This window comes from Pseudomonas paraeruginosa PA7 (assembly GCF_000017205.1).
Lineage (GTDB): Bacteria > Pseudomonadota > Gammaproteobacteria > Pseudomonadales > Pseudomonadaceae > Pseudomonas > Pseudomonas paraeruginosa.
This window is the reverse complement of record NC_009656.1, coordinates 3,937,905-3,958,922: the sequence shown is the minus strand read 5'-3', so window position 1 is coordinate 3,958,922 and position 21,018 is coordinate 3,937,905. Positions and strand designations below refer to the sequence as shown.

Annotated in this window: 17 protein-coding genes; 5 read left to right on the top strand and 12 right to left on the bottom strand. The window is 65.7% G+C overall.

Features of this window, described 5'->3' with window-relative positions:
• Nucleotides 1-275 precede the first annotated feature (275 nt).
• Genes PSPA7_RS18170 through PSPA7_RS32845 form a run of 6 tightly spaced genes read right to left on the bottom strand, consistent with a single transcriptional unit; the run spans nucleotide 276 to nucleotide 4,733 of the window.
• On the bottom strand, nucleotides 276-1,547 hold the full coding sequence (locus tag PSPA7_RS18170; RefSeq protein WP_012076373.1) for a urate hydroxylase PuuD: 1,272 nt from the start codon (nucleotides 1,545-1,547) through the stop codon (nucleotides 276-278).
• A 48-nt stretch (nucleotides 1,548-1,595) separates the two neighbouring features.
• Entirely contained in the window at nucleotides 1,596-2,105 is a 510-nt protein-coding gene (locus PSPA7_RS18165; protein ID WP_003150460.1) for an ureidoglycolate lyase, read from the bottom strand.
• 55 nt (nucleotides 2,106-2,160) lie between these two features.
• Nucleotides 2,161-3,159 carry an allantoicase gene (alc, locus tag PSPA7_RS18160; RefSeq protein ID WP_012076372.1) on the bottom strand — a complete coding sequence of 333 codons (999 nt, stop codon included), beginning with the start codon at nucleotides 3,157-3,159 and terminating at the stop codon, nucleotides 2,161-2,163.
• Nucleotides 3,160-3,176: 17 nt separating this feature from the next.
• The gene (uraD, locus tag PSPA7_RS18155; protein WP_003150457.1) at nucleotides 3,177-3,692 is read right to left on the bottom strand and encodes a 2-oxo-4-hydroxy-4-carboxy-5-ureidoimidazoline decarboxylase; all 516 of its coding nucleotides are present in this window, start codon (nucleotides 3,690-3,692) and stop codon (nucleotides 3,177-3,179) included.
• Entirely contained in the window at nucleotides 3,689-4,615 is a 927-nt protein-coding gene (puuE, locus tag PSPA7_RS18150) for an allantoinase PuuE (RefSeq protein ID WP_012076371.1), read from the bottom strand. The genes uraD and puuE overlap by 4 nt, the downstream gene beginning before the upstream one ends.
• Complete coding sequence (locus tag PSPA7_RS32845; RefSeq protein WP_012076370.1) at nucleotides 4,605-4,733, bottom strand: hypothetical protein; 129 nt, start codon at nucleotides 4,731-4,733, stop codon at nucleotides 4,605-4,607. The genes puuE and PSPA7_RS32845 overlap by 11 nt, the downstream gene beginning before the upstream one ends.
• A gap of 251 nt (nucleotides 4,734-4,984) precedes the next feature.
• Between PSPA7_RS32845 and uraH the strand changes: the two genes are divergently transcribed.
• Nucleotides 4,985-5,365, top strand: coding sequence for a hydroxyisourate hydrolase (uraH, locus tag PSPA7_RS18145; protein WP_023442822.1), 381 nt, complete (start codon nucleotides 4,985-4,987; stop codon nucleotides 5,363-5,365).
• Between the two features lie 232 nt (nucleotides 5,366-5,597).
• Here uraH and PSPA7_RS18140 read toward each other — a convergent pair whose 3' ends face one another.
• A complete protein-coding gene (locus PSPA7_RS18140; protein ID WP_003150452.1) occupies nucleotides 5,598-6,947 on the bottom strand; it encodes an NCS2 family permease in 1,350 nt (449 codons plus the stop codon).
• A gap of 374 nt (nucleotides 6,948-7,321) precedes the next feature.
• Between PSPA7_RS18140 and PSPA7_RS18135 the strand changes: the two genes are divergently transcribed.
• A complete protein-coding gene (locus tag PSPA7_RS18135; protein ID WP_003150450.1) occupies nucleotides 7,322-8,101 on the top strand; it encodes a GntR family transcriptional regulator in 780 nt (259 codons plus the stop codon).
• Between the two features lie 53 nt (nucleotides 8,102-8,154).
• Here PSPA7_RS18135 and guaD read toward each other — a convergent pair whose 3' ends face one another.
• The 5 genes from guaD to alkB2 all read right to left on the bottom strand — a co-directional run bounded on the left by guaD (nucleotide 8,155) and on the right by alkB2 (nucleotide 15,587).
• Nucleotides 8,155-9,459 carry a guanine deaminase gene (gene guaD, locus PSPA7_RS18130; RefSeq protein ID WP_012076367.1) on the bottom strand — a complete coding sequence of 435 codons (1,305 nt, stop codon included), beginning with the start codon at nucleotides 9,457-9,459 and terminating at the stop codon, nucleotides 8,155-8,157.
• A gap of 63 nt (nucleotides 9,460-9,522) precedes the next feature.
• Complete coding sequence (xdhC, locus tag PSPA7_RS18125; RefSeq protein ID WP_012076366.1) at nucleotides 9,523-10,362, bottom strand: xanthine dehydrogenase accessory protein XdhC; 840 nt, start codon at nucleotides 10,360-10,362, stop codon at nucleotides 9,523-9,525.
• 26 nt (nucleotides 10,363-10,388) lie between these two features.
• Nucleotides 10,389-12,788: a xanthine dehydrogenase molybdopterin binding subunit gene (xdhB, locus tag PSPA7_RS18120; protein WP_003150448.1), complete on the bottom strand. Its 2,400-nt coding sequence runs from the start codon at nucleotides 12,786-12,788 to the stop codon at nucleotides 10,389-10,391.
• Entirely contained in the window at nucleotides 12,781-14,235 is a 1,455-nt protein-coding gene (xdhA, locus tag PSPA7_RS18115) for a xanthine dehydrogenase small subunit (protein WP_003150447.1), read from the bottom strand. Before xdhA ends, xdhB begins: the two co-directional genes overlap by 8 nt.
• A gap of 218 nt (nucleotides 14,236-14,453) precedes the next feature.
• Nucleotides 14,454-15,587 (bottom strand): alkane 1-monooxygenase AlkB2, encoded by a 1,134-nt coding sequence (gene alkB2, locus PSPA7_RS18110; RefSeq protein WP_012076365.1) that lies wholly within the window; start codon nucleotides 15,585-15,587, stop codon nucleotides 14,454-14,456.
• A gap of 180 nt (nucleotides 15,588-15,767) precedes the next feature.
• On the opposite strand from alkB2, the gene PSPA7_RS18105 reads away from it, so the two are divergent.
• From PSPA7_RS18105 to zipA, 3 genes are all read left to right on the top strand, one after another.
• Nucleotides 15,768-16,427: a GntR family transcriptional regulator gene (locus PSPA7_RS18105; protein WP_003150446.1), complete on the top strand. Its 660-nt coding sequence runs from the start codon at nucleotides 15,768-15,770 to the stop codon at nucleotides 16,425-16,427.
• 25 nt (nucleotides 16,428-16,452) lie between these two features.
• On the top strand, nucleotides 16,453-19,941 hold the full coding sequence (gene smc / locus PSPA7_RS18100) for a chromosome segregation protein SMC (RefSeq protein ID WP_012076364.1): 3,489 nt from the start codon (nucleotides 16,453-16,455) through the stop codon (nucleotides 19,939-19,941).
• A 167-nt stretch (nucleotides 19,942-20,108) separates the two neighbouring features.
• Complete coding sequence (gene zipA / locus PSPA7_RS18095) at nucleotides 20,109-20,981, top strand: cell division protein ZipA (RefSeq protein WP_003150445.1); 873 nt, start codon at nucleotides 20,109-20,111, stop codon at nucleotides 20,979-20,981.
• Nucleotides 20,982-21,018 lie beyond the last annotated feature (37 nt).

Genomic DNA, 21,018 nt, shown 5'->3' with positions numbered 1-21,018 from the left:
CGAACATCCACCCCAGACTTCAGGGCGGTGCGGTGGGGTGTTTTATATCGCCGTTGTGTGCTCGATTCAATCGATTTTTTGTATACAAAGTAATTTTTTGTAGTTGACCAATCGGTCGACTACAGGCTTTCCAGAGCTGCTCCCACTGTATCCACAGGAATGGCGCAGCTTGCAGGCGGAACGCCGAACGGTGTTCGACATTGGTCGGATGCCCCAGCTTCAGGCGAAAAAAAACCGCACCCGGAGGTGCGGTTCCTTTGCCTCGAGGCCAGGGCTCAGTTGATCTGGGCGCCCTTGGCGATCCAGTTGCCGATCAGGTTGCGCTCTTCCTGGGTCATCTGGGTGATGTTGCCCAGCGGCATGATCTGCGAAGCCACGGCCTGGGCCTGGATCTTCGGCGCCAGTTGCTGGATCTGCTGCGGGGTGTCGAGCATGATCCCGCCCGGCGCGGTGCTGAACAGCTGGCTGGTCGGCTTGGCCGAGTGACAGACGGTGCAGCGCTCCTGGATCACGTGGTGGACCTTGTCGAAGTCCTGGCTACCTGCCGCCCCGGCGCTGGACGCCTGGCTGGCTGCCGGCGCTGCTTCGCCGCCGGCCGCCGCTTGCGCTGGAGCCGCCGCCGGGGCGCTGGCCAGCGGCGCGGAAGCCTGCTGGTAGTTCGGCGTGGTGACGAAGGCCAGGGCGATCATGCCCAGTGCGCCGGCGGGCAGGGCCCAGGCGAAGCGGTTGCTCTCGTGGCGGGTGTTGAAGTAGTGGCGCACCAGTACCGCGAGCACCGCGATGGCGGCCAGGATCAGCCAGTTGTACTGGCTGCCGTAGGTGCTCGGGAAGTGGTTGCTGATCATGATGAACAGCACCGGCAGGGTGAAGTAGTTGTTGTGCCGGGAGCGCAGCAGGCCCTTGGCCGGCAGCACCGGATCGGGTTCGCGGTTTTCCTCGATGGCTTTCACCAGCGCGCGCTGGGCCGGCATGATCACCCTGAACACGTTGCCGACCATGATGGTGCCGATGATCGCGCCGACGTGCAGGTAGGCGCCGCGGCCGCTGAACACCTGGGTCAGGCCGTAGGCGGCGGCGACCAGCAGGACGAACAGGACCAGGCCGAGCAGGGCGGGAGTCTTGCCCAGCGCCGAGTCGCAGAGGATGGTGTAGACGAACCAGCCGCAGATCAGCGAGCCGATGCCGATGGCGATCGCCGCCGCCGGCGCCAGGTCGCTGCCGGGAGCGATCAGGTAGAGGCTCGGGTTCAGGTAGAACACGATGGTCAGCAGGACCACTCCGGACATCCAGGTGGAATAGGCTTCCCATTTGAACCAGTGCAGGTTCTCCGGCATTTTCGGCGGGGCCAGCTTGTATTTCTCCAGGTGGTAGATGCCGCCACCGTGGATTGCCCAGAGGTCTCCGGACAGGCCTTCACGCGGGTTGCTGCGGTTGAGGTTGTTCTCCAGCCAGACGAAATAGAACGACGCGCCGATCCACGCGATCCCGACGATCATGTGAATCCAGCGCACCAGCAGGTTCAGCCATTCGATGAGATGTGCTTCCACAGTCTTGTACCTCTTGCCCTGGCCGGCGGACCGGCGGCAGGACCTCTCTTATTGGTTTGATTGGGGGTCGAGGAGGAGCTGTTCGTCCTCGGTGAAGAAATGCTCGTCGCAGTTGTTCCCTGAACCGCTGCGATCGACCACCAGGAAGTCATCCCGCTTTTCGATCGTCAGCACCGGATGGTGCCAGACGCCGCGGTGGTAATTGACGCCCTGCCTTCCGTTGGTCAGGAAGGCGCGGACGAGGCCCGGTACAGGTACATCGCCAAGTGGCGCGACCACGACCAGAAAGGGGTTGCCGAGCAGCGGGATGAAGGCCTGGCTGCCCAGCGGATGGCGTTCCAGCATGCGGATGCGCAATGGCATCTCCAGCTTTTCGGCGCTGAAGATGCTGATGATCGCGTTATCCTCCGGCTGCGCGGTCTCGACCGTGGCCAGCTTGTGATAACGGCGGGTGGAGCCGTTGTTGATCATGAAATAGTCGCTGCCTTCGGTTTCGATCACATCACCGAACGGGGCGAAGGCTTCCTTGGTCAACGGCTCGATCTTGAGAGTGCGCATACTGGTCCTGTCGATTCTGTTTGTTGTCTTCCGGGCGCACGCGGGGCCCGGGGCCTCACGGTAGTTGCGGCCTGCCGAACAGGCGCAGGCGGCTGACGCCGCCGTCGGGAAAGATGTTCAGGCGTACATGGCTGACTGGGCCGAGGGCGTTGAGCTGCCGTTCGAACCGGTGTTCGTGGTGCATTTCCAGCTTCTGCGCTGGCAGCAGTTCGCGCCAGAAGAGGCTCTGCGCCTCGATCCGGGCCTCGTTTCCGTCTTCCACGAAGGCGGCCTGGATGCTGCAGCTTTCCGGATAGTTGCCCTTGAAGTGCAGGGTATCGACGACCGCCGCCTCGATACTGCCGGGATGACCGAGGGCGATGATCGCCCAGTCGTGGCCCGGGGTGCGGCGACGGCCGGTTTCCCAGCCGTCGCCCATATTGAGCGCGCGACCGGGCTTGAGCAGGTTGACCATTGGCCCGAAGTGCTGGTCGGAGCACGCCAGCGCCCGGCCGCCGTTGATCGCCGCGGCCAGGTCGAGCGCCGTTCCCGGCGTCTGGCTGCGCCAGTCGCGGTAGGGCACGCCGTACACGCGCAGGCGGGCGATGCCGCCGTCCGGGTAGATGTTCAGGCGCAGGTGGGTCCAGGGACGCTCGTCATCTATCGCGTGGTAGTGGTGGCGATCGCCTTGCAGCTCCACGCTCGGCAGCACTTCGCTCCAGGACGTGCCGTCATCCGGATCGCCTTCGGCGCAGAAGCAGCCATCCAGGGAAGCCGCCGGCGGATGGTTGCCGGTGAAGAAGCGGGTGTCGATGTCGACGCCCTTCAGCACGCCCGACACACCCAGGCGGATCACCGCCTGGTCATGGCCCTCGAAGCGCTTGCGGCGGGTTTCCCAGCCGTCCATCCACTTGCCGCTGTCGTCGAACACGCCTTCCTTCCACACCGGCTCGCCGGCCTGCAGCATGCGGCTGGCCGGGGCGAACCACTCGTCGCTGACAGCGACCACCTGGCTGCCCAGGCGCGCGTCGGCGAGGTCGAGGTAGTGGCGGAAGGGCGCGTGGTCGGCGTTCATGTTCGTCTCCGCAGGCCTCAGAGCTGCTGCAGGCGGAACAGGGCGATCTTGTTGATCTCGGCCAGCGCGGTAGCGAATTCCTCTTCGGCGGAGTGCTGGATGCGTTCCTCGAAGGCCGCCAGGATCTGGTGGCGGTTGCTGCCCTTCACCGCCTTGATGAAGGGGAAGCCGAACCTGGCCTTGTAGGCGTCGTTGAGTTCGGTGAAGCGGGCGAACTCCTCGGCGCTGCATTCGTGGATGCCGGCGCCAGCCTGCTCGGAGGTGCTGGAGGCGGTCAGTTCGCCACGGATCGCCGCCTTGCCGGCGAGGTCCGGGTGGGCATTGATCAGCGCCAGCTGGGCCTCGCGGCTGGCCGAGAGGAGAATGTCGGCCATGCGCTGGTGCAGGCCGTCGATATCGTTGAGGCTGTCGTCGACGCCCAGGTCATAGGCCTGCTCGGCGACCCAGGGGGAGTGTTCGTAGATATCGGCGAAGGCTTCGACGAAGGCCTCGCGGGACAGCGAGGCGGGAGTCAGGGTCTGGAAACGGCTCATGCCTTGCTCTCCTGGAAGGGGTGTTCACGGTGCCAATGGCGGGCGATGTCTTCGCGGCGGGCGAACCAGACCTTGTCGTGGCCCTGCGCGTACTCGATGAAGCGCTCCAGGGCGGCCATCCGCGCCGGACGGCCGATCAACCGGCAGTGCAGGCCGATGGAGAGCATCTTCGGCGCCGTCGCACCTTCCTCGTAGAGCACGTCGAAGGCGTCCTTCAGGTACTGGAAGAACTGCTCGCCGTTGTTGAAGCCCTGCACCTGGGTGAAGCGCATGTCGTTGGTGTCCAGGGTATAGGGGATCACCAGGTGCGGTTTCGCCGCGGTGCTGGCCGGATCCCAGTAGGGCAGGTCGTCGTCGTAGGTATCGGAGTCATAGAGGAAGCCGCCTTCCTCCATCACCAGGCGCCGGGTGTTCGGGCCGGTGCGTCCGGTGTACCAGCCCACCGGACGCTGGCCGGTGAGTTCGGTGAGGATGCGGATGGCTTCGAGCATGTGCTCGCGCTCCTGGGCCTCGTCCATGTACTGGTAGTCGATCCAGCGGTAGCCGTGGCTGCAGATTTCGTGGCCGTCGGCGACCATCGCCCTGATCACCTCGGGGTTGCGCTGCGCCGCCATGGCCACGGCGAACACCGTGAGCGGCACGTTGCGTCGCTTGAACAGCCTGAGCAGGCGCCAGACCCCGGCGCGGCTGCCGTATTCGTAGAGCGATTCCATGCTCATGTGGCGCACGCCCTGCAAGGGCTGGGCGGCCACCATCTCGGAAAGGAACGCCTCGGACTCCTTGTCGCCATGCAGGACGCAGCGCTCGCCACCTTCTTCGTAGTTGAGCACGAAGGACAGGGCGATACGTGCATCGCCGGGCCAGTGAGGATGGGGAGGGTTGTTGCCGTATCCGATCAGGTCGCGTGGGTAGTCAGCGCTCACAGCCGTGTTCCTTGTTGTGGAGGGGCGGCGTACCGGGCAGGCCGGTGGGTGCCGTGATGGATTTATTGTATACAAGTTTGCCGGTGGTCTGTAAATACAATCCTTGCAGCGCCAGCATGCCACTCATCCATCGGCAAACCTGTCCATATGGTCAACTCTTGATGAGTCGAGCCCCTTCGGGTGCGGCTTGTGGAACGAATGCACGATTTCGGGGCAGGCAGCGCATTTTGTGATCGTATCGGTATTTTTGTATACAATCATTCGGAAAATAACTTATATTGCCTCGCAGGCGGCCTCCCAGCAGGCTGCAGCGAGCGGCACCGGGCCGGCCCCGGAGCGACCCCTAGAACAACGGCAAGAGGAGGAGTGGTGTCCGCCAGCGGGCGCCCGCAACCCATGGGACGTTTGACCACGCATGTACTGGATTCCGCGCACGGCTGCCCCGGCCATGGCATCAAGATCGAGCTGTACCGGGTCGAAGGCCAGCAACTGGAGCTGATCGCCACCACCCTGACCAACCATGACGGCCGCTGCGACCAGCCGGTGCTGCAGGGCGAGGATTTCCGCCCGGGGGTCTACCAGTTGGTCTTCAATGCCGGCGACTACTACCGCGCCCGCGGTGTACAGCTGCCGGAGCCGGCGTTCCTCGACCAGGTGGTGCTGCGCTTCGGCATCGCCTGCGCCGACGATCACTACCACGTGCCGCTGCTGATCTCGCCCTACAGCTATTCGACCTATCGCGGCAGCTAGGTGCGTGCCACGAAACATTGACTCCCTGAGTCCTTTTCCCTGGCCCGCCATCGAGCGGGCTTTTTTTCGTTCGCGGGAAGTGTGCCGAGGGTCGGTCATCGGCGATCTGCGGGGAACGAGGAGAGAGGCACGGTGCGGCCGGGTGGCGGATGACGCTGCGCGTCGTGCGCCCCGGGGGCAACGACGGGTTCGGGGCGGATAGCCGCTTGCGGCTACCCGCCATCCGCGGGGGTCAGAGGAAGATGAACTTGGCGACGAAGATCACGAACAAGGCATAGAGGCTGGCCGAGACCTGGCGATGCTTGCCGGTGAGGACCTTCATCGCGACGTAGGTGATGAAGCCCAGGGCGATGCCGTCGGCCACCGAGAAGGTCAGCGGCATCATGATCACCGTGACGATCGCCGGGATGGTCTCGGTGTGCTCGTCCCAGTCGATGTGCGCCATCCCGCCCATCATCAGCATGGCCACGTAGATCAGCGCGCCGGCGGTGGCGAAGGCGGGAATCATCCCGGCCAGCGGGGCGAAGAACATCGCGGCGACGAACAGCGCACCGACCACCACCGCGGTGAGCCCGGTACGTCCGCCGGCGGCCACGCCCGCAGCGCTTTCCACGTAGCTGGTCACCGGCGGCACGCCGAGCGCACCGCCGAACACGCTGGAGGCGCTGTCGGCCTTCATCGCCTTCGACAGGTTCTCGATGCGCCCGTCTTCCTTCACCAGGTGCGCGCGCTGGGCGACCCCCATGAGAGTGCCGGCGGTATCGAACATGTGCACGAAGAGGAAGGCCAGGATCACGCTGATCATGCTCACGTTGAAGGCCCCGGCGATGTCCATGGCCAGGAAGGTCGGCGCCAGGCTCGGCGGCGCCGAGAACACCCCGCCGTACTCGACCAGGCCGAGGGCCCAGCCGACCAGGGTGACGCCGAGGATGCTGATCAGGATGCCGCCGAACACCCGGCGGTACTCGAGCACGGCGATCATCAGGAAGCACAGCGCCGCCAGCAGCGGGCCGGGCGAGGTGAGGTGGCCGAGCTTGATCAGGGTCGCCGGGCTGGCCACCACGATGCCGGCGGTCTTCAGGCCGATCAGGCCGAGGAACAGGCCGACCCCCGCGCCCATGGCGAACCTGAGGCTGCGGGGGATGCTGTTGAGCAGCCATTCGCGGACCCGCGAGAAGGTCAGCAGCATGAACATCACCCCGGAGATGAACACCGCGCCGAGGGCGATCTGCCAGCTGTAGCCCATGGTGCCGACCACGGTATAGGTGAAGAAGGCGTTCAATCCCATTCCCGGCGCCAGGCCCACCGGCCAGTTGGCGTACAGGCCCATCAGGAAGCAGCCGAGGGCGGCTGCCAGGCAGGTGGCGACGAATGCTGCGCCGTGGTCGATGCCGGCGTCGGCCATGATGTTGGGATTGACGAAGATGATATAGGCCATGGTGATGAAGGTGGTCAGCCCGGCCGCCAGCTCGGTCCTGACCGTCGTACCGTGCTGGCGCAGCTTGAACAGGCGTTCGAGCAGGCCGGTGGCGGGCGGTGTCGCAGCGTAGATCCCTTGTTCTTCTTGTTTGGTGCTTTCCACAGCAGGTACTCCTCATCGCTCTTGTTGTTAGGTCCTGCGGGCCGGTTGGTTACCAGGTCCCTGACGCGGCTCGAAGGTGATGTGAGGGCACGATTTTCTGACCTTTGGGTCAAGAACTCGTGCGAGCGATTATGCCTTTGTATACAAAAAGGTCAAAGAATGTTTGAGGGCGTTTCCCCACATTTTTATCAGCTTTCCGTCGCGGGTCTTCGCCCGGGGCGGCGCAGCGGCGGAAACGAGGAGGGAAAGGGGTGATGCGCCGGGTGCCGCTGCTTGTGTACACTATTTCGCTATCAGACGCCGGCGCGCCTCACTCGCGCCCGCGAGCGAGGATCAGCCCAGGCCACAAGCCGGACGCACAAGGTTCGAGACCGATGACCGATCAGTTGCAACACATCAGGAAGCCGCCGCGCACCGGCAAGCCTGCCCGCAGCGGTACCCAGGACGAGATCGTCTACGCCCACATCTTCGACGCCATCCTCGAACAACGCCTGGCCCCCGGCACCAAGCTGAGCGAGGAAGCGCTCGGCGAGATCTTCGGCGTCAGCCGCACCATCATTCGCCGCGCCCTGTCGCGCCTGGCCCACGAGCAGGTGGTGCTGCTGCGGCCGAACCGCGGCGCGGTAGTCGCCAGCCCGAGCATCGACGAGGCCCGGCAGATCCTCTTCGCCCGCCGCACCGTCGAGCGCGCCATCACCGAACTGGCCACCGACAACGCCACCACCGAGCGCCTGGCCGAATTGCGCGAGATGGTGGTGCAGGAACAGTCCAGCTTCGCCCGTGGCGACCGTGGCGCCGGCATCCGCCTGTCCGGCGAGTTCCACCTGAAGCTCGCCGAGATGGCGCGCAATGCTCCTCTGGTGAGCTTCCAGCGCAGCCTGGTGTCGCAGACCTCGCTGATCATCGCCCAGTACGAAAGCGGCGGCCGCTCGCACTGCTCGTTCGACGAGCACAACGAGATCCTCGACGCCATCGAGAGAGGCGACAAGGAGCGCGCGGTGACCCTGATGATGCATCACATGGAGCACATCGACAGCAAGCTCAACCTGGAGAGCGACAACGCGTCCGGTGACCTGCACGCGGTGTTCTCGCATCTGCTCGGGAGCAAGAAGAAGCCGCGCCGGGCCAAGGCCGACAGCGACTCGGCGGCCTGATCCGAAGCATGAAAAAGCCCCGCGTCGCGGGGCTTTTTCGTTACCGCCGGGAGTCAGTCGCGACGATGCACCGAGCGACCGGCGGCGAAGGTTTCCTTCACCGTGCGGTCGTCGCCGAGGATGGTCAGCGCGAACAGCCGCTCGGCCAGGCTGCCGGCCTGGCTCAGGCGGTAGGAGAGCAGCGGGGTGGCGTGGTAGTCGAGGACCACGAAGTCCGCCTCGTTGCCGGCGGCGAAGCTGCCGATCCGCTCGTCCAGCTCCAGCGCACGGGCGCCGCCGAGGGTGGCGAGGTAGAGCGACTTGAACGGATCGAGCCGGGCGCCCTGCAACTGCATGACCTTGTACGCCTCGTTCAGCGACTGCAGCTGGGAGAAGCTGGTGCCGGCGCCGACATCGGTGCCGAGGCCGACCTTGACCTTGTAGCGCTCCAGCTTCGGCAGGTCGAACAGGCCGCTGCCGAGGAACAGGTTGGAGGTCGGGCAGAACGCCACCGCCGAGCCGGTCTCCGCCAGGCGCTGGCATTCGCCGTCGCACAGGTGCACGCCATGGGCGAACACCGAACGCGGCCCGAGCAGGCCGTGATGGTCGTAGACGTCCAGGTAGCCGCTGCGCTCGGGGAACAGCTCCTTCACCCACTCGATTTCCTTGAGGTTCTCCGACAGGTGGGTGTGCAGGTATACGCCGGGATGCTCGCGCAGCAGCCGCGCCGCCATGTCCAGCTGTTCCGCGCTGCTGGTCGGGGCGAAGCGCGGGGTCACCGCGTAGAGCAGGCGACCCTGGCCGTGCCAGCGCTCGATCAGCGCCTTGCTGTCGCGGTAACTGCTCTCGGCGGTGTCGGTCAGGTAGTCCGGCGCGTTGCGGTCCATCATCACCTTGCCGGCGATCAGGCGCAGGTCCAGGCGCCGGGCGGCCTCGAACAGCGAGTCCACCGATTGCCGGTGCACGCTGCCGAAGACCAGCGCGGTGGTGGTGCCGTTGCGCAGCAGTTCCTGCAGGAAGATGGCGGCGACCTGGTCGGCGTGGGCCTTGTCGCCGAATTGGCGCTCGGTGGGGAAAGTATAGGTGTTCAGCCAGTCCAGCAGTTGTTCGCCGTAGGAGGCGATCATCCCGGTTTGCGGGAAATGGATATGGGTATCGATGAAGCCGGGGGTGATCAGCGCGTCGCGGTACTCGACGACCTCGACGTCGCCGATCTCGCCGAGCAGGGCTTCGGCGTCACCGAGGCGGGCGACCTTGCCGTCCTCCACCAGCAGCAGGCCGTCCTCGAAGTATTCGTAGGAGCGTTCGACGCCGACCTCCGCGGGATCGGCGATGCTGTGCAGGATGGCGGCGCGGTAGGCTTTGGCGTTGCGGGTCATGGCAGTCTCGAAAAAAGGTTTGTGGGAGGTCCGCCGCCGGACGGCGGACGCGGGGAGGGATGCTCAGGATTCCTGGGCGCGGCGTGACTCCGGGGTCAGCCGGGTGACGCTCGACGGACCCTGCTTGCGCTCCAGGCCGAAGGCGGCGTTGTAGGTGGCGATCACCTCGCCGGCGATGGAAATGGCGATCTCCACCGGCAGCTTGCCTTTCACCTGCTCCAGGCCCATCGGGCAGCGCATCCGTTGCAGGCGTTCGGCGTCGACACCACGTTCGCGCAGGCGGTGCTCGAACTTGACGCGCTTGGTCTTCGAGCCGATCAGGCCGAAGTAGGCGAAGTCGTTGCGCGCCAGGATCGCCGCGGTGAGCTCCAGGTCCAGCGGGTGGTTGTGGGTCATGACGATGAAGTGGCTGCCGGGCGGCATCCGCTCGACCTCGTCGAGCACTTCGTCGTTCACCACTTTCTCCACGCCGTCGGGCAGGTCCGCGGGAAATTCGTTCTCCCGCGAGTCGATCCAGCGCACCCGGCAGGGCAGGCTGGCGAGCAAGGGTACCAGGGCGCGGCCGACATGGCCCGCGCCGAATACGGCGATGTGTGCCTGCGGCTGGCCCATCGGTTCGAACAGCAGCACCGTGGCGCCGCCGCAGCACTGGCCCAGGCTGGCGCCCAGGCTGAAGCGTTCCAGGCGGCTATCCTGGCTGCGCGCGGCAAGCATTTCCCGGGCGATGGCCTGGGCCTTGTATTCCAGGTGGCCGCCGCCGATGGTGTCGTAGAGCCGCTCGGCGCTGACCACCATCTTCGAGCCGGCGTTGCGCGGGGTCGAGCCGCGCTCCTCGATGATGGTCACCAGGACGCAGGGTTCGCCGTTGCGCTGCAGTTCGGCCAGGGCGCTGATCCAGTTCATCTCGTCATCCTCCCGATCGCGGCGGCTCAGGCCGGTTCCACGGCGGCGTCCGCCGCTTGCGCCTGTACGGTCTTCAGCCGGCGCATCTGTTCCACGCCCCAGAGCACCCGCTCGGGCGTCGCCGGCGCGTCGATGGCGGGTTGCGCACGGTAGTCGGCGAGGCTGGCCACGGCGTCCTTGATCGCGCACCAGACCGAGATGCCGAGCATGAACGGCGGTTCGCCGACGGCCTTGGAATGGAACACGGTCTGCTCCGGATTCTTGCGGTTCTCCACCAGTTTCACCCGCAGGTCCAGCGGCATGTCGGCGACGGCGGGAATCTTGTAGCTGGCCGGGCCGCTGGTCATCAGCTTGCCGTTGGCGTTCCAGACCAGCTCCTCCATGGTCAGCCAGCCCATGCCCTGGACGAAGCCGCCTTCCACCTGGCCGATGTCGATGGCCGGGTTCAGCGAGTCACCGACGTCATGCAGGATGTCGGTGCGCAGCATGCGGTACTCGCCGGTGAGGGTGTCGACTATCACCTCCGAGCAGGCGGCGCCGTAGGCGAAATAATAGAAGGGCCGGCCACGGGCCTGCTCGCGGTCGTAGAAGATCTTCGGCGTGCGGTAGAAACCGGTGCTGGACAGCGAGACCTGGCCGAAGTAGGCCTGCTGGACCAGGTCCTCGAATGGCAGGATCAGTTCGCGGATGCGTACCTGGTTGTTGCGGAACTCGATGTCCTCCTCGCTGACCTTCCAGTGTCGCGCGGCGAACTCCACCAGGCGCCGCTTGATGGTTTCGGCGGCGTTCTGCGCGGCCTTGCCGTTCAGGTCGGTGCCCGAGGAGGCGGCGGTGGGCGAGGTATTGGGCACCTTGTCGGTATTGGTGGCGGTGATCTGGATGCGGTCGATGTCGACCTGGAACACTTCGGCGACCACCTGGGCGACCTTGGTGTTGAGGCCCTGGCCCATCTCGGTGCCGCCATGGTTCAGGTGGATGCTGCCGTCGGTATAGATGTGGATCAGCGCGCCTGCCTGGTTGAGGAAGGTCGCGGTGAACGAAATGCCGAACTTCACCGGGGTCAGCGCCAGGCCTTTCTTCAGGACCGGGCTGGCGGCATTGAACGCACGGATTTCCTCGCGGCGGCGGGCGTACTCGCTGCTCGCTTCCAGCTCGGCGGTCATCTCCGCCAGCAGGTTGTGCTCGACGGTCTGGTGGTAATGGGTGACGTTGCGCTCGTCCTTGCCGTAGTAGTTGAGCTTGCGCACCTCCAGCGGGTCCTTGCCCAGGCTGCGGGCCACGGCGTCCATGATCTCCTCGATGGCGACCATTCCCTGGGGCCCGCCGAAACCGCGGTAGGCGGTGTTCGAGGCGGTATTGGTCTTGCAGCGGTGGCCGTTGATGGTGGCGTTGCCGAGGAAGTAGGCGTTGTCCGAATGGAACATGGCGCGGTCGACGATCGAGCCGGAGAGGTCCGGCGAATAGCCGCAGTTGCCGGCCAGGTCGATCTGGATGCCGTGCAGGCGGCCATCGTCGTCGAAGCCGACGTCGTATTCGACGTAGAACGGGTGGCGCTTGCCGGTGATCTGCATGTCTTCCATGCGCGGCAGGCGCATCTTCGCCGGACGCCCGGTGTGATAGGCGACCACCGCGCACAGGCAGGCCGGCGCCGCGGCCTGGGTTTCCTTGCCGCCGAAGCCGCCGCCCATGCGGCGCATGTCGATGACGATGCGGTTGAAGGAAACCCCGAGAACCTCGGCCACCAGCTTCTGCACTTCGGTGGGGTTCTGCGTCGAGCAATAGACGAGCATGCCGCCGTCTTCGGTGGGCATGACCGAGGAAATCTGCGTCTCCAGGTAGAAATGCTCCTGGCCGCCGATGTGCAGCGTGCCTTGCAGGCGATGCGGGGCGCCGGCCAGCGCGGCGGCGGAGTCGCCGATGCGGTGCTGGTGGCTGTCGAGGACGAAATGGCGCTTGCGCAGGGCCTCGACCACGTCGAGCACCGGCTCCAGGTCCTCGTACTCGACGATCGCCGCCATGGCCGCCTTGCGCGCGGTCTCCAGGCTGTCGGCGGCGACCGCCAGGACCATCTGTCCGACATACTCCACCTTGCCGTCGGCGAGCAGCGGGTCGCCGGCCACCACCGGGCCGATGTCCAACTGGCCGGGAACGTCGGCGGCGGTGAGGGCGATGGCGACGCCGGGGAACTGGTAGCAGGGCGTCACGTCGAGGCGGGTGATGCGGGCGTGGGCGCGCTCGCTCAGGCGCGCATAGACGTGCAACTGGTTGGGAAACTCCAGGCGATCGTCGATATAGAGCGCCTCGCCGCTGACGTGCTTGGGTGCGCTTTCGTGCTTGACGCTGCGGCCGACCCCGGTGGTCAGCTCGGCGCGGAACAGGGCGGCCAGCTCTTCCTGGCTCTTGTGCGGCTTGCGATGGTTAGACATAGGCGGTCACCCGGGTTTCGACGGCGGGAGCGTGCAGCTCCAGGAAGCATTTGCGCAGCAGGTTCTGCGCGGTCAGCAGGCGATATTCCTTGCTCGCGCGGAAGTCGCTGAGCGGGGTGAAGTCGTTCGCCAGGGCGGCGGCGGCGCGTTCGAAGCTGGCGGCTTCCAGGCGCGCGCCTTGCAGCGCCGCTTCGCAGGCGGCGGCGCGCTTGGGGATCGCCGCCATGCCGCCGAAGGCGACCCTGGCGCGGGCGATCCGGCCATCTTCCAGGTCGAGGCTGATGGCGGCGCAGACCGCGGAAATATCGTCGTCGATGCGCTTGGAGACCTTGTACGCCTTGAACGCCTGGCCGGGCCGGGCGCGCGGGACGAGGATCTTCTCGATGAACTCGCCTTCTTCGCGGGCGGTGACCTTGTAGTCGAGGAAGTAGTCCTCCAGCGGCAGCTCGCGGCGCCGTTCGCCGCGGCGCAGGACGATCTTCGCGCCGAGGGCGATCAGCAGCGGCGGGGCATCGCCGATCGGCGAGGCGTTGCCGATGTTGCCGCCGAGGGTGCCCTGGTTGCGGATCTGCAGGGACGCGAAGCGTTGCAGCAACTCGCCGAAGTCCGGGTAGTCGGCGGCCAGCGCCTGGCAGCAGTCGGTCAGCGCGGTGGCGGCGCCGATCTCCAGGCAGTTCGCGCCGACTTCGATGCGTTTCATTTCCTCGATGTGACCGACGTAGATCATCACCGGCAGTTCACGATGGAACTGGGTGACCTCCAGCGCCAGGTCGGTGCCGCCGGCCAGCAGGCGCGCCTGCGGGTTGGCGCCGTAGAGATCGGCGAGGTCGGCGACGGTCAGTGGCAGCAGGCAACGCTTGTCGCCGCTGTTCAGCTCGGCGGTCTCGCGCGGGGCGATGCTGCGCAACTGTTCGAGGATGGCGGCTTCGCCGGCGTCGAACTGGTCCGCGCGCCTATGGCGGCAGGCCTGCTCGGCGGCCTCGAGGATCGGCCGGTAGCCGGTGCAGCGGCAGAGGTTGCCGGCGAGCGCCTCGTGGGCCTTGGCCGGATCGGCGCCGGCGCTGTTCTTCTGCAGGGCGAACAGCGACATGACGAAGCCCGGCGTGCAGAACCCGCACTGCGAGCCATGGCAGTCGACCATCGCCTGCTGCACGTCGTGCAGGCGGTGCTGCTGCCTGAGGTCCTCGACGGTGATCAATTGCTTGCCGTGAAGGGCGGAAACGAAGGTCAGGCAGGCGTTCAGGCTGCGATAGCGGATGCGTTCGGCACCGTCCTCGCCGGTGACCCGTTCGCCGACCACCACGGTGCAGGCGCCGCAGTCGCCGGAGGCGCAGCCTTCCTTGGTGCCGGTCTTGCCGAGGTGGCGGCGCAGGTAGTCGAGGACGGTGAGATTGGGGTCCAGGCGTTCTTCGACGCGGATCTCCCGGTTGAGCAGGAACCTGATCAAGGCGTGCCTCCAGGCGGGTTCTTGTTATTGAATTCTAGGCCTTGCAGGAGAACCGGCCGGAGTGGGGCGGTTTCCGCACAGGGCTCCACGGTAGGAGCATGGAGGCGAATCTAGAAAAAACTGACTTTTGAGTCAAATAATTTTTTGACCTGTAGGTCAGTCACTTTCCCCATAAACGAAAACGGCACCCGAAGGTGCCGTTTCCCAGGGCGGGACGCTCAGGCGCGCTGGCTGTCGGTGAGTTGGTATTCCTCGCCGGCATAATAGGCGCGCACCTTCGGATCCATCACCGCGCGCCAGAGCGGCGGGAACAGGGCGAGGACGATCATCCCGGCGTAGCCGTTGGGCAGTTGCGGGCTGCTGTCGTAGTGGCGCAGCACCTGGTAACGGCGCTTGGCGTAGGCGTGGTGGTCGGAATGCCGTTGCAGGTGGAAAAGGAACAGGTTGGTCAGGAGGAAATTGCTGTTCCACGAATGTTCCGGCGTGGTGCGCTCGTAGCGGCCGTTGTCCAGGCGTCGCCGATGCAGGCCGTAGTGCTCGACGTAGTTGACGATCTCCAGCAGGGTGAAGGCCATCACCGACTGGCCGAGGAAGAAGAGCGCTCCCAGCCAGCCGAAGGCCAGGCTGAAGCCGAGCAGGAAGAGGGCGCTGATGGCGTACCACCAGATCAGCTCGTTGCGCCAGTGCAGGGCCGGCAGGCCCTTGCGCTTCAGGCGCTCGGCCTCCAGGCGCCAGGCGTTGAGGAAGTTGTGCTTGTAGGCGTGCGGGAGGAATGAGTAGAGGCTCTGGCCGTAGCGCGAGGACGAGGCGTCTTCCGGGGTCGAGACGTGTACGTGGTGGCCGCGCACGTGTTCGACCTTGAAGCCGGCGTAGCACACCGCCGCCAGCAGCAGGCCGCCGGCGTTCTGTTCCAGTTGCGGGTCCTTGTGGATCAGTTCGTGGGACACGGTGATGCCGATGGCGCCCATCACGGTCCCCACCGAGAGGATCCAGCCCAGTTGCCCGACCCAGTCCCAGCGGGTCTCGTGGGCGAGGATCCAGCCGGACCAGACGAGCATGCCCAGCAACAGCGGCACGGTGGCCAGGGACAGCACGCGGTAGTAGCCCTGCGCTTCCATCTCCGGCACTTCGCTGGCTTCCTCGGGGTTGGCCGGGTCGCGACCGACGATGGCATCGAGGATCGGGATCAGCCCGAACACCACGCTGATCACCAGCCAGGGCCAGGCGTTGGGGTAGGCGCTACCGAGCGACCACCAGTAGCTGAGCGGGATGCCGAACACCGCGATCAGCCAGATCCAGTAGCCGTACTTTTTCAGACGCAGCATCCAGGCAGAGGAAAGCGAGGCAAACATGGGGAGTCCTCGTATTTGTCTTGTTAGATTGTCTGACAATTGTCCCCCCTTGGCCGGGCCGCCCCATCCCAACCTTCGTTCTGTCCGCCGCTTCGCCGGGAAGCCGGCGGGGTAACGCCCTGTGTTACACTTCCCATCCACATACCCCCGGAAAACGTGCCCCTGGATAAAAGGATCACCATGACGTTCAAGGCCCCGGACAGCCTGGCAGAGCAGATCGCCCACCACCTCGCGGAACGCATCATCCGGGGAGAACTCAAGGAACGGGAACGTATCCAGGAGCAGAAGGTCACCCAGACCCTCAACGTCAGCCGTGGCTCGGTCCGCGAGGCGTTGCTGATCCTCGAGCGGCGGCACCTGGTGAACATCCTGCCGCGGCGCGGCGCACAGGTGTCCGAACTGTCCCCGCAGCATGTCGAAAGCCTCTATGCGCTAATCGTGCAGCTCTACATCATGCTGGCGGAAAGCGTCGCCCGGCGCTGGCGCAGCGAAGCCGAGCTGGCGCCGTTCCTGGGCATCCAGCAGCGTCTGCTGGGCAACCTGGCGCAGAGCGATATCGACGGTTTCGTCGAGGCCAGCTTCGACATCATGCGCGCGGCCTTCCCCTTCGCCAACAATCCGTACCTGCAAGAGACCGTGGAAAACCTCCTGCCAGCGGTGAGCCGCGCGTATCACCTGGCGCTGGAGCGGCGCAAGGCGGAAATGAACCAGTTCCTCGGCAGTTTCGCCCAGCTCCTGCAAGCGGTGATCGCCCGCGACGAGGCGAGGATCCGCGAGGTCCTGCTGGAATACGGCCGCCACAACTGCCAGCTGGTGCTGGCAGCGCTCGCCGAACGCTGATGGCGATCCTGGCGGGAGCGCACGCATGCGCCTGAAGAGCATCAAGCTGGCGGGGTTCAAGTCCTTCGTCGATCCGACCACGGTGAACTTCCCCAGCAACATGGCGGCAGTGGTCGGACCGAACGGCTGCGGCAAGTCGAACATCATCGACGCGGTGCGCTGGGTGATGGGCGAGAGTTCAGCGAAGAACCTGCGCGGCGAGTCGATGACCGACGTCATCTTCAATGGCTCGAACACCCGCAAACCGGTGAGCCAGGCGAGCATCGAGCTGATCTTCGACAACGCCGAGACCACGCTCGTCGGCGAATACGCCCGGTACGCCGAGATATCCATTCGCCGACGGGTCTCGCGGGACGGGCAGAACACCTATTTCCTCAACGGCACCAAGTGCCGGCGGCGCGATATCACCGACATCTTCCTCGGCACCGGCCTGGGGCCGCGCAGCTACTCGATCATCGAACAGGGCATGATCTCCAAGCTGATCGAGGCGCGTCCGGAAGACCTGCGCAACTTCATCGAGGAAGCCGCGGGCATTTCCAAATACAAGGAGCGCCGCCGCGAAACCGAAAGCCGCATCCGTCGGACCCAGGAAAACCTGGCACGCCTCACCGACCTGCGCGAAGAGCTGGGGCGGCAACTGGAGCGCCTGCACCGCCAGGCCCAGTCGGCGGAAAAATACCAGGAACACAAGGCCGAGGAGCGCCAGCTCAAGGCCCAGCTGGGCGCCGTGCGCTGGCGCGACCTGAACGAGCAGGTCGGTCAGCGCGAGCGGGTGATCGGCGACCAGGAGATCGCCTTCGAGGCCCTGGTGGCCGAGCAGCGTGGCGCCGATGCCGGCATCGAACGGCTGCGCGACGGCCATCACGAGTTGTCCGAACGCTTCAACCAGGTGCAGGCGCGTTTCTATTCGGTCGGCGGCGACATCGCCCGGGTCGAGCAGAGCATCCAGCATGGCCAGCAGCGCCAGCGTCAGTTGCAGGACGACCTGCGCGAAGCCGAACGGACCCGCCAGGAAACCGAATCGCACCTCGGGCACGACCGTACCCTGCTGGCGACCCTGGCAGAGGAAATGGCCATGCTCGCGCCGGAGCAGGAGCTCAGCGCGGCCGCCGCGGAAGAGGCGGGCATCGCCCTGGAACAGGCCGAGCAGGACATGCAGGCCTGGCAGCAGCAGTGGGATGCCTTCAACCAGCAGAGCGCCGAGCCCCGCCGCCAGGCCGAGGTGCAGCAGTCGCGCATCCAGCATCTGGAACAGAGCCTGGAGCGCCTGCAGGACCGCGAGCGACGCCTGCAGGACGAGCGTGGCCAGTTGGCGGCCGATCCCGAGGACGCGGCGATCCTCGAGCTCAACGAACAGGTGGCGATCGCCGAGCTGGCCCTGGAAGAACTGCAATTGCAGGAGCAGGGCCAGGCCGAGCGGCTCGAACAATTGCGCCGGGAATTGCAGCAACTGGCGGCCGAACAGAACCTGGCGCAGGGCGAGTTGCAGCGCCTGAACGGGCGTATCGCTTCGCTGGAGGCCTTGCAGCAGGCGGCTCTCGATCCCGGACAGGGCGCGTTGGAGTGGTTGCGCGAACAGGGCCTGGAACAACGTCCGCGCCTCGCCGAAGGCCTGCGCGTCGAGCCGGGCTGGGAGCTGGCGGTGGAGACCGTGCTCGGCGCGGATCTGCAGGCGGTCTTGCTGGACGGCTTCGACGGGCTCGACCTGGGCGGCTTCGGCAAGGGCGAACTGCGCCTGCTCAGCCCCGCTCGCGGAGCCGCGAAGGCGTCCGGTTCGCTGCTGGACAAGGTTCGTGCCGACGCCGACCTGAGTCCCTGGCTGGCCCGGGTGACGCCGGTGGAGACCCTGGAGCAGGCGCTCGCCCAGCGCGGCGCCCTGGACGACGGCGAGAGCCTGATCAGTCGCGATGGCTATTGGGTCGGCCGGCACTTCCTGCGGGTCCGGCGCAGCGACGAGGCCCAGGGCGGCATGCTCGCCCGCGCCCAGGAACTGGAGGCGTTGCAGGAACAGCGCGAGACCCTGGAAACCCGTGTCGCCGAAGGCGAGGAGCGCCTGGCCGCGGCCCGCGACGAGCAGCGCGAGCTGGAAGGCGCGCGCGAGCAGGTGCGCCGGCAGGTCCAGGAGGAGGGTCGCCGGCACGGCGAGCTGAAGGCGCAGTTGTCCGCGCAGCAGGCCAAGGTCGAGCAACTGGTGCTGCGTCGCCGCCGTCTCGACGAAGAAGTGGCGGAACTGGCCGAGCAGCGCGCGCTGGAACAGGAACAACTGAGCGAGGCGCGCCTGACCCTGCAGGAAGCACTGGATAGCATGGCGCTGGACACCGAGCGGCGGGAAACCCTGCTGGCCGAGCGTGACGCCCTGCGCGAACGGCTCGACCGGATTCGCCAGGATGCCCGTACCCACAAGGACCATGCGCATCAACTGGCGGTGCGGGTCGGCTCGCTCAAGGCGCAGCACAATTCCACCCAGCAGGCCCTGGAGCGCCTCGACCAGCAGTCGGCTCGCCTCAACGAGCGTTGCGAGCAGCTCAACCTCAACCTGGAGGAGGGCGCCGCGCCGCTGGAAGAGCTGCGCATGAAGCTCGAGGAGTTGCTGGAGCGACGGATGGCCGTCGAGGACGAGCTGAAGCAGGCGCGGCTGGCCCTGGAAGACGCAGACCGCGACTTGCGCGATGTGGAGAAGCGCCGCAGCCAGGCCGAGCAGCAGTCGCAGCTGCTGCGCGGGCAGCTGGAGCAGCAGCGCCTGGAATGGCAGGGGCTGGTGGTGCGGCGCAAGGCCCTGCAGGAGCAGCTCGCCGAGGACGGCTACGAATTGCACACGGTGCTGGCCAACCTGCCGCTGGATGCCAGCGAGCGCGAATGGGAGGAGCGTCTGGAAAGTCTCGCGGCGCGTATCCAGCGGCTCGGCCCGATCAACCTGGCGGCGATCGAGGAGTACCAGCAGCAGTCCGAGCGCAAGCGCTACCTGGACTCGCAGAACGACGACCTGGCCGAGGCGCTGGAAACCCTGGAGAACGTCATCCGCAAGATCGACCGGGAAACCCGCAATCGTTTCAAGGAAACCTTCGACCAGATCAATGGTGGCCTTCAGGCATTGTTCCCGAAGGTCTTCGGCGGCGGCACGGCCTATCTGGAACTTACCGGCGAAGATCTACTCGATACCGGGGTGGCGATCATGGCTCGTCCGCCGGGCAAGAAGAACAGCACCATCCACTTGTTGTCCGGCGGGGAAAAGGCATTGACCGCACTGGCGCTGGTATTCGCCATCTTCCAGTTGAATCCGGCGCCGTTCTGCATGCTCGACGAAGTCGATGCGCCATTGGATGACGCCAACGTCGGACGTTATGCGCGATTGGTGAAGGAAATGTCGGAGAAAGTGCAGTTCATCTATATCACCCACAACAAGATCGCCATGGAGATGGCCGATCAGTTGATGGGCGTGACCATGCATGAGCCGGGCTGTTCACGGCTTGTTGCAGTTGATGTGGAAGAGGCCGTCGCATTGGCTGAAGCCTGAGGATCAGGCAGTGTAAACTTGCGCATGGGCATGTTAGTTTAATGGCCACTTTTTTGTATCGCGTGGGAAAGGTCTGTCAGAACAAGGTTGGCTCCACGTTTCAAGGGATAGGATGTCCTTTTTTCATTTTTTTTATTCACCATTTTCACTAGGGGCTACGGAATTACATGGATATCGGTCTGCGCGAATGGCTTATCGTTATCGGGCTTATCGTGATCGCCGGCATTCTCTTCGACGGTTGGCGGCGGATGCGGGGCGGCAAGGGCAAGTTGAAGTTCAAGCTCGACCGCAGTTTCGCCAACCTACCGGACGACGACGGCGATTCGGCTGAATTGCTCGGCCCGGCGCGGGTGGTCGAACATCGCGAGCCGTCCTTCGACGAACAGGACCTGCCCAGCGTCAGCGCGCGGGAAGGCAAGGAACGCAAGGGCGGCAAGCGCCAGGACGAGCCGCGCCAGGGCGACCTGGATCTCGACGAGGGCATGGCCCTGGAGGCCGATCCGAGCGATGCCGCCGAGCCGCTGGAACCGCGCAAGGGCAAGTCGAAGGGGCGCAAGGAGAAAGAGCGGGAAAAGGCCCCGAGCGTGGCCGCCGCCGAGCCGGCGCCGGTCGACGAGGTGCTGATCATCAACGTCATCGCCCGCGACGAGAGCGGCTTCAAGGGACCGGCACTACTGCAGAACATCCTCGAGAGCGGCCTGCGCTTCGGCGACATGGACATCTTCCACCGCCACGAAAGCATGGCCGGCAATGGCGAGATCCTGTTCTCCATGGCCAACGCAGTGAAGCCGGGTACCTTCGACCTGGACGACATCGACAACTTCAGCACCCGTGCCGTGAGCTTCTTCCTCGGCCTGCCGGGGCCGCGCCATCCGAAGCAGGCCTTCGACGTGATGGTCGCCGCCGCGCGCAAGCTGGCTCACGAGCTGAACGGCGAACTGAAGGACGAGCAGCGCAGCGTGCTGACCGCCCAGACCATCGAGCACTACCGCCAGCGCATCATCGACCATGAGCGTCGCAGCCTGATGCAGAAGCGCTGAGCCGGCCATACCCCTCTCCTTCTTGCGGGAGAGGGGG

Coding starts and splice junctions, on each gene's coding strand:
- PSPA7_RS18105 (WP_003150446.1), top strand. CDS start 15,768: ATGACGTTCAAGGCCCCGGACAGCCTGGCAGAGCAGATCGCCCACCAC.
- alc (WP_012076372.1), bottom strand. CDS start 3,159: ATGAACGCCGACCACGCGCCCTTCCGCCACTACCTCGACCTCGCCGAC.
- xdhB (WP_003150448.1), bottom strand. CDS start 12,788: ATGTCTAACCATCGCAAGCCGCACAAGAGCCAGGAAGAGCTGGCCGCC.
- PSPA7_RS32845 (WP_012076370.1), bottom strand. CDS start 4,733: ATGCTGGCGCTGCAAGGATTGTATTTACAGACCACCGGCAAACTTGTA.
- zipA (WP_003150445.1), top strand. CDS start 20,109: ATGGATATCGGTCTGCGCGAATGGCTTATCGTTATCGGGCTTATCGTG.
- PSPA7_RS18135 (WP_003150450.1), top strand. CDS start 7,322: ATGACCGATCAGTTGCAACACATCAGGAAGCCGCCGCGCACCGGCAAG.
- uraD (WP_003150457.1), bottom strand. CDS start 3,692: ATGAGCCGTTTCCAGACCCTGACTCCCGCCTCGCTGTCCCGCGAGGCC.
- xdhC (WP_012076366.1), bottom strand. CDS start 10,362: ATGAACTGGATCAGCGCCCTGGCCGAACTGCAGCGCAACGGCGAACCC.
- alkB2 (WP_012076365.1), bottom strand. CDS start 15,587: ATGTTTGCCTCGCTTTCCTCTGCCTGGATGCTGCGTCTGAAAAAGTAC.
- PSPA7_RS18165 (WP_003150460.1), bottom strand. CDS start 2,105: ATGCGCACTCTCAAGATCGAGCCGTTGACCAAGGAAGCCTTCGCCCCG.
- smc (WP_012076364.1), top strand. CDS start 16,453: ATGCGCCTGAAGAGCATCAAGCTGGCGGGGTTCAAGTCCTTCGTCGAT.
- guaD (WP_012076367.1), bottom strand. CDS start 9,459: ATGACCCGCAACGCCAAAGCCTACCGCGCCGCCATCCTGCACAGCATC.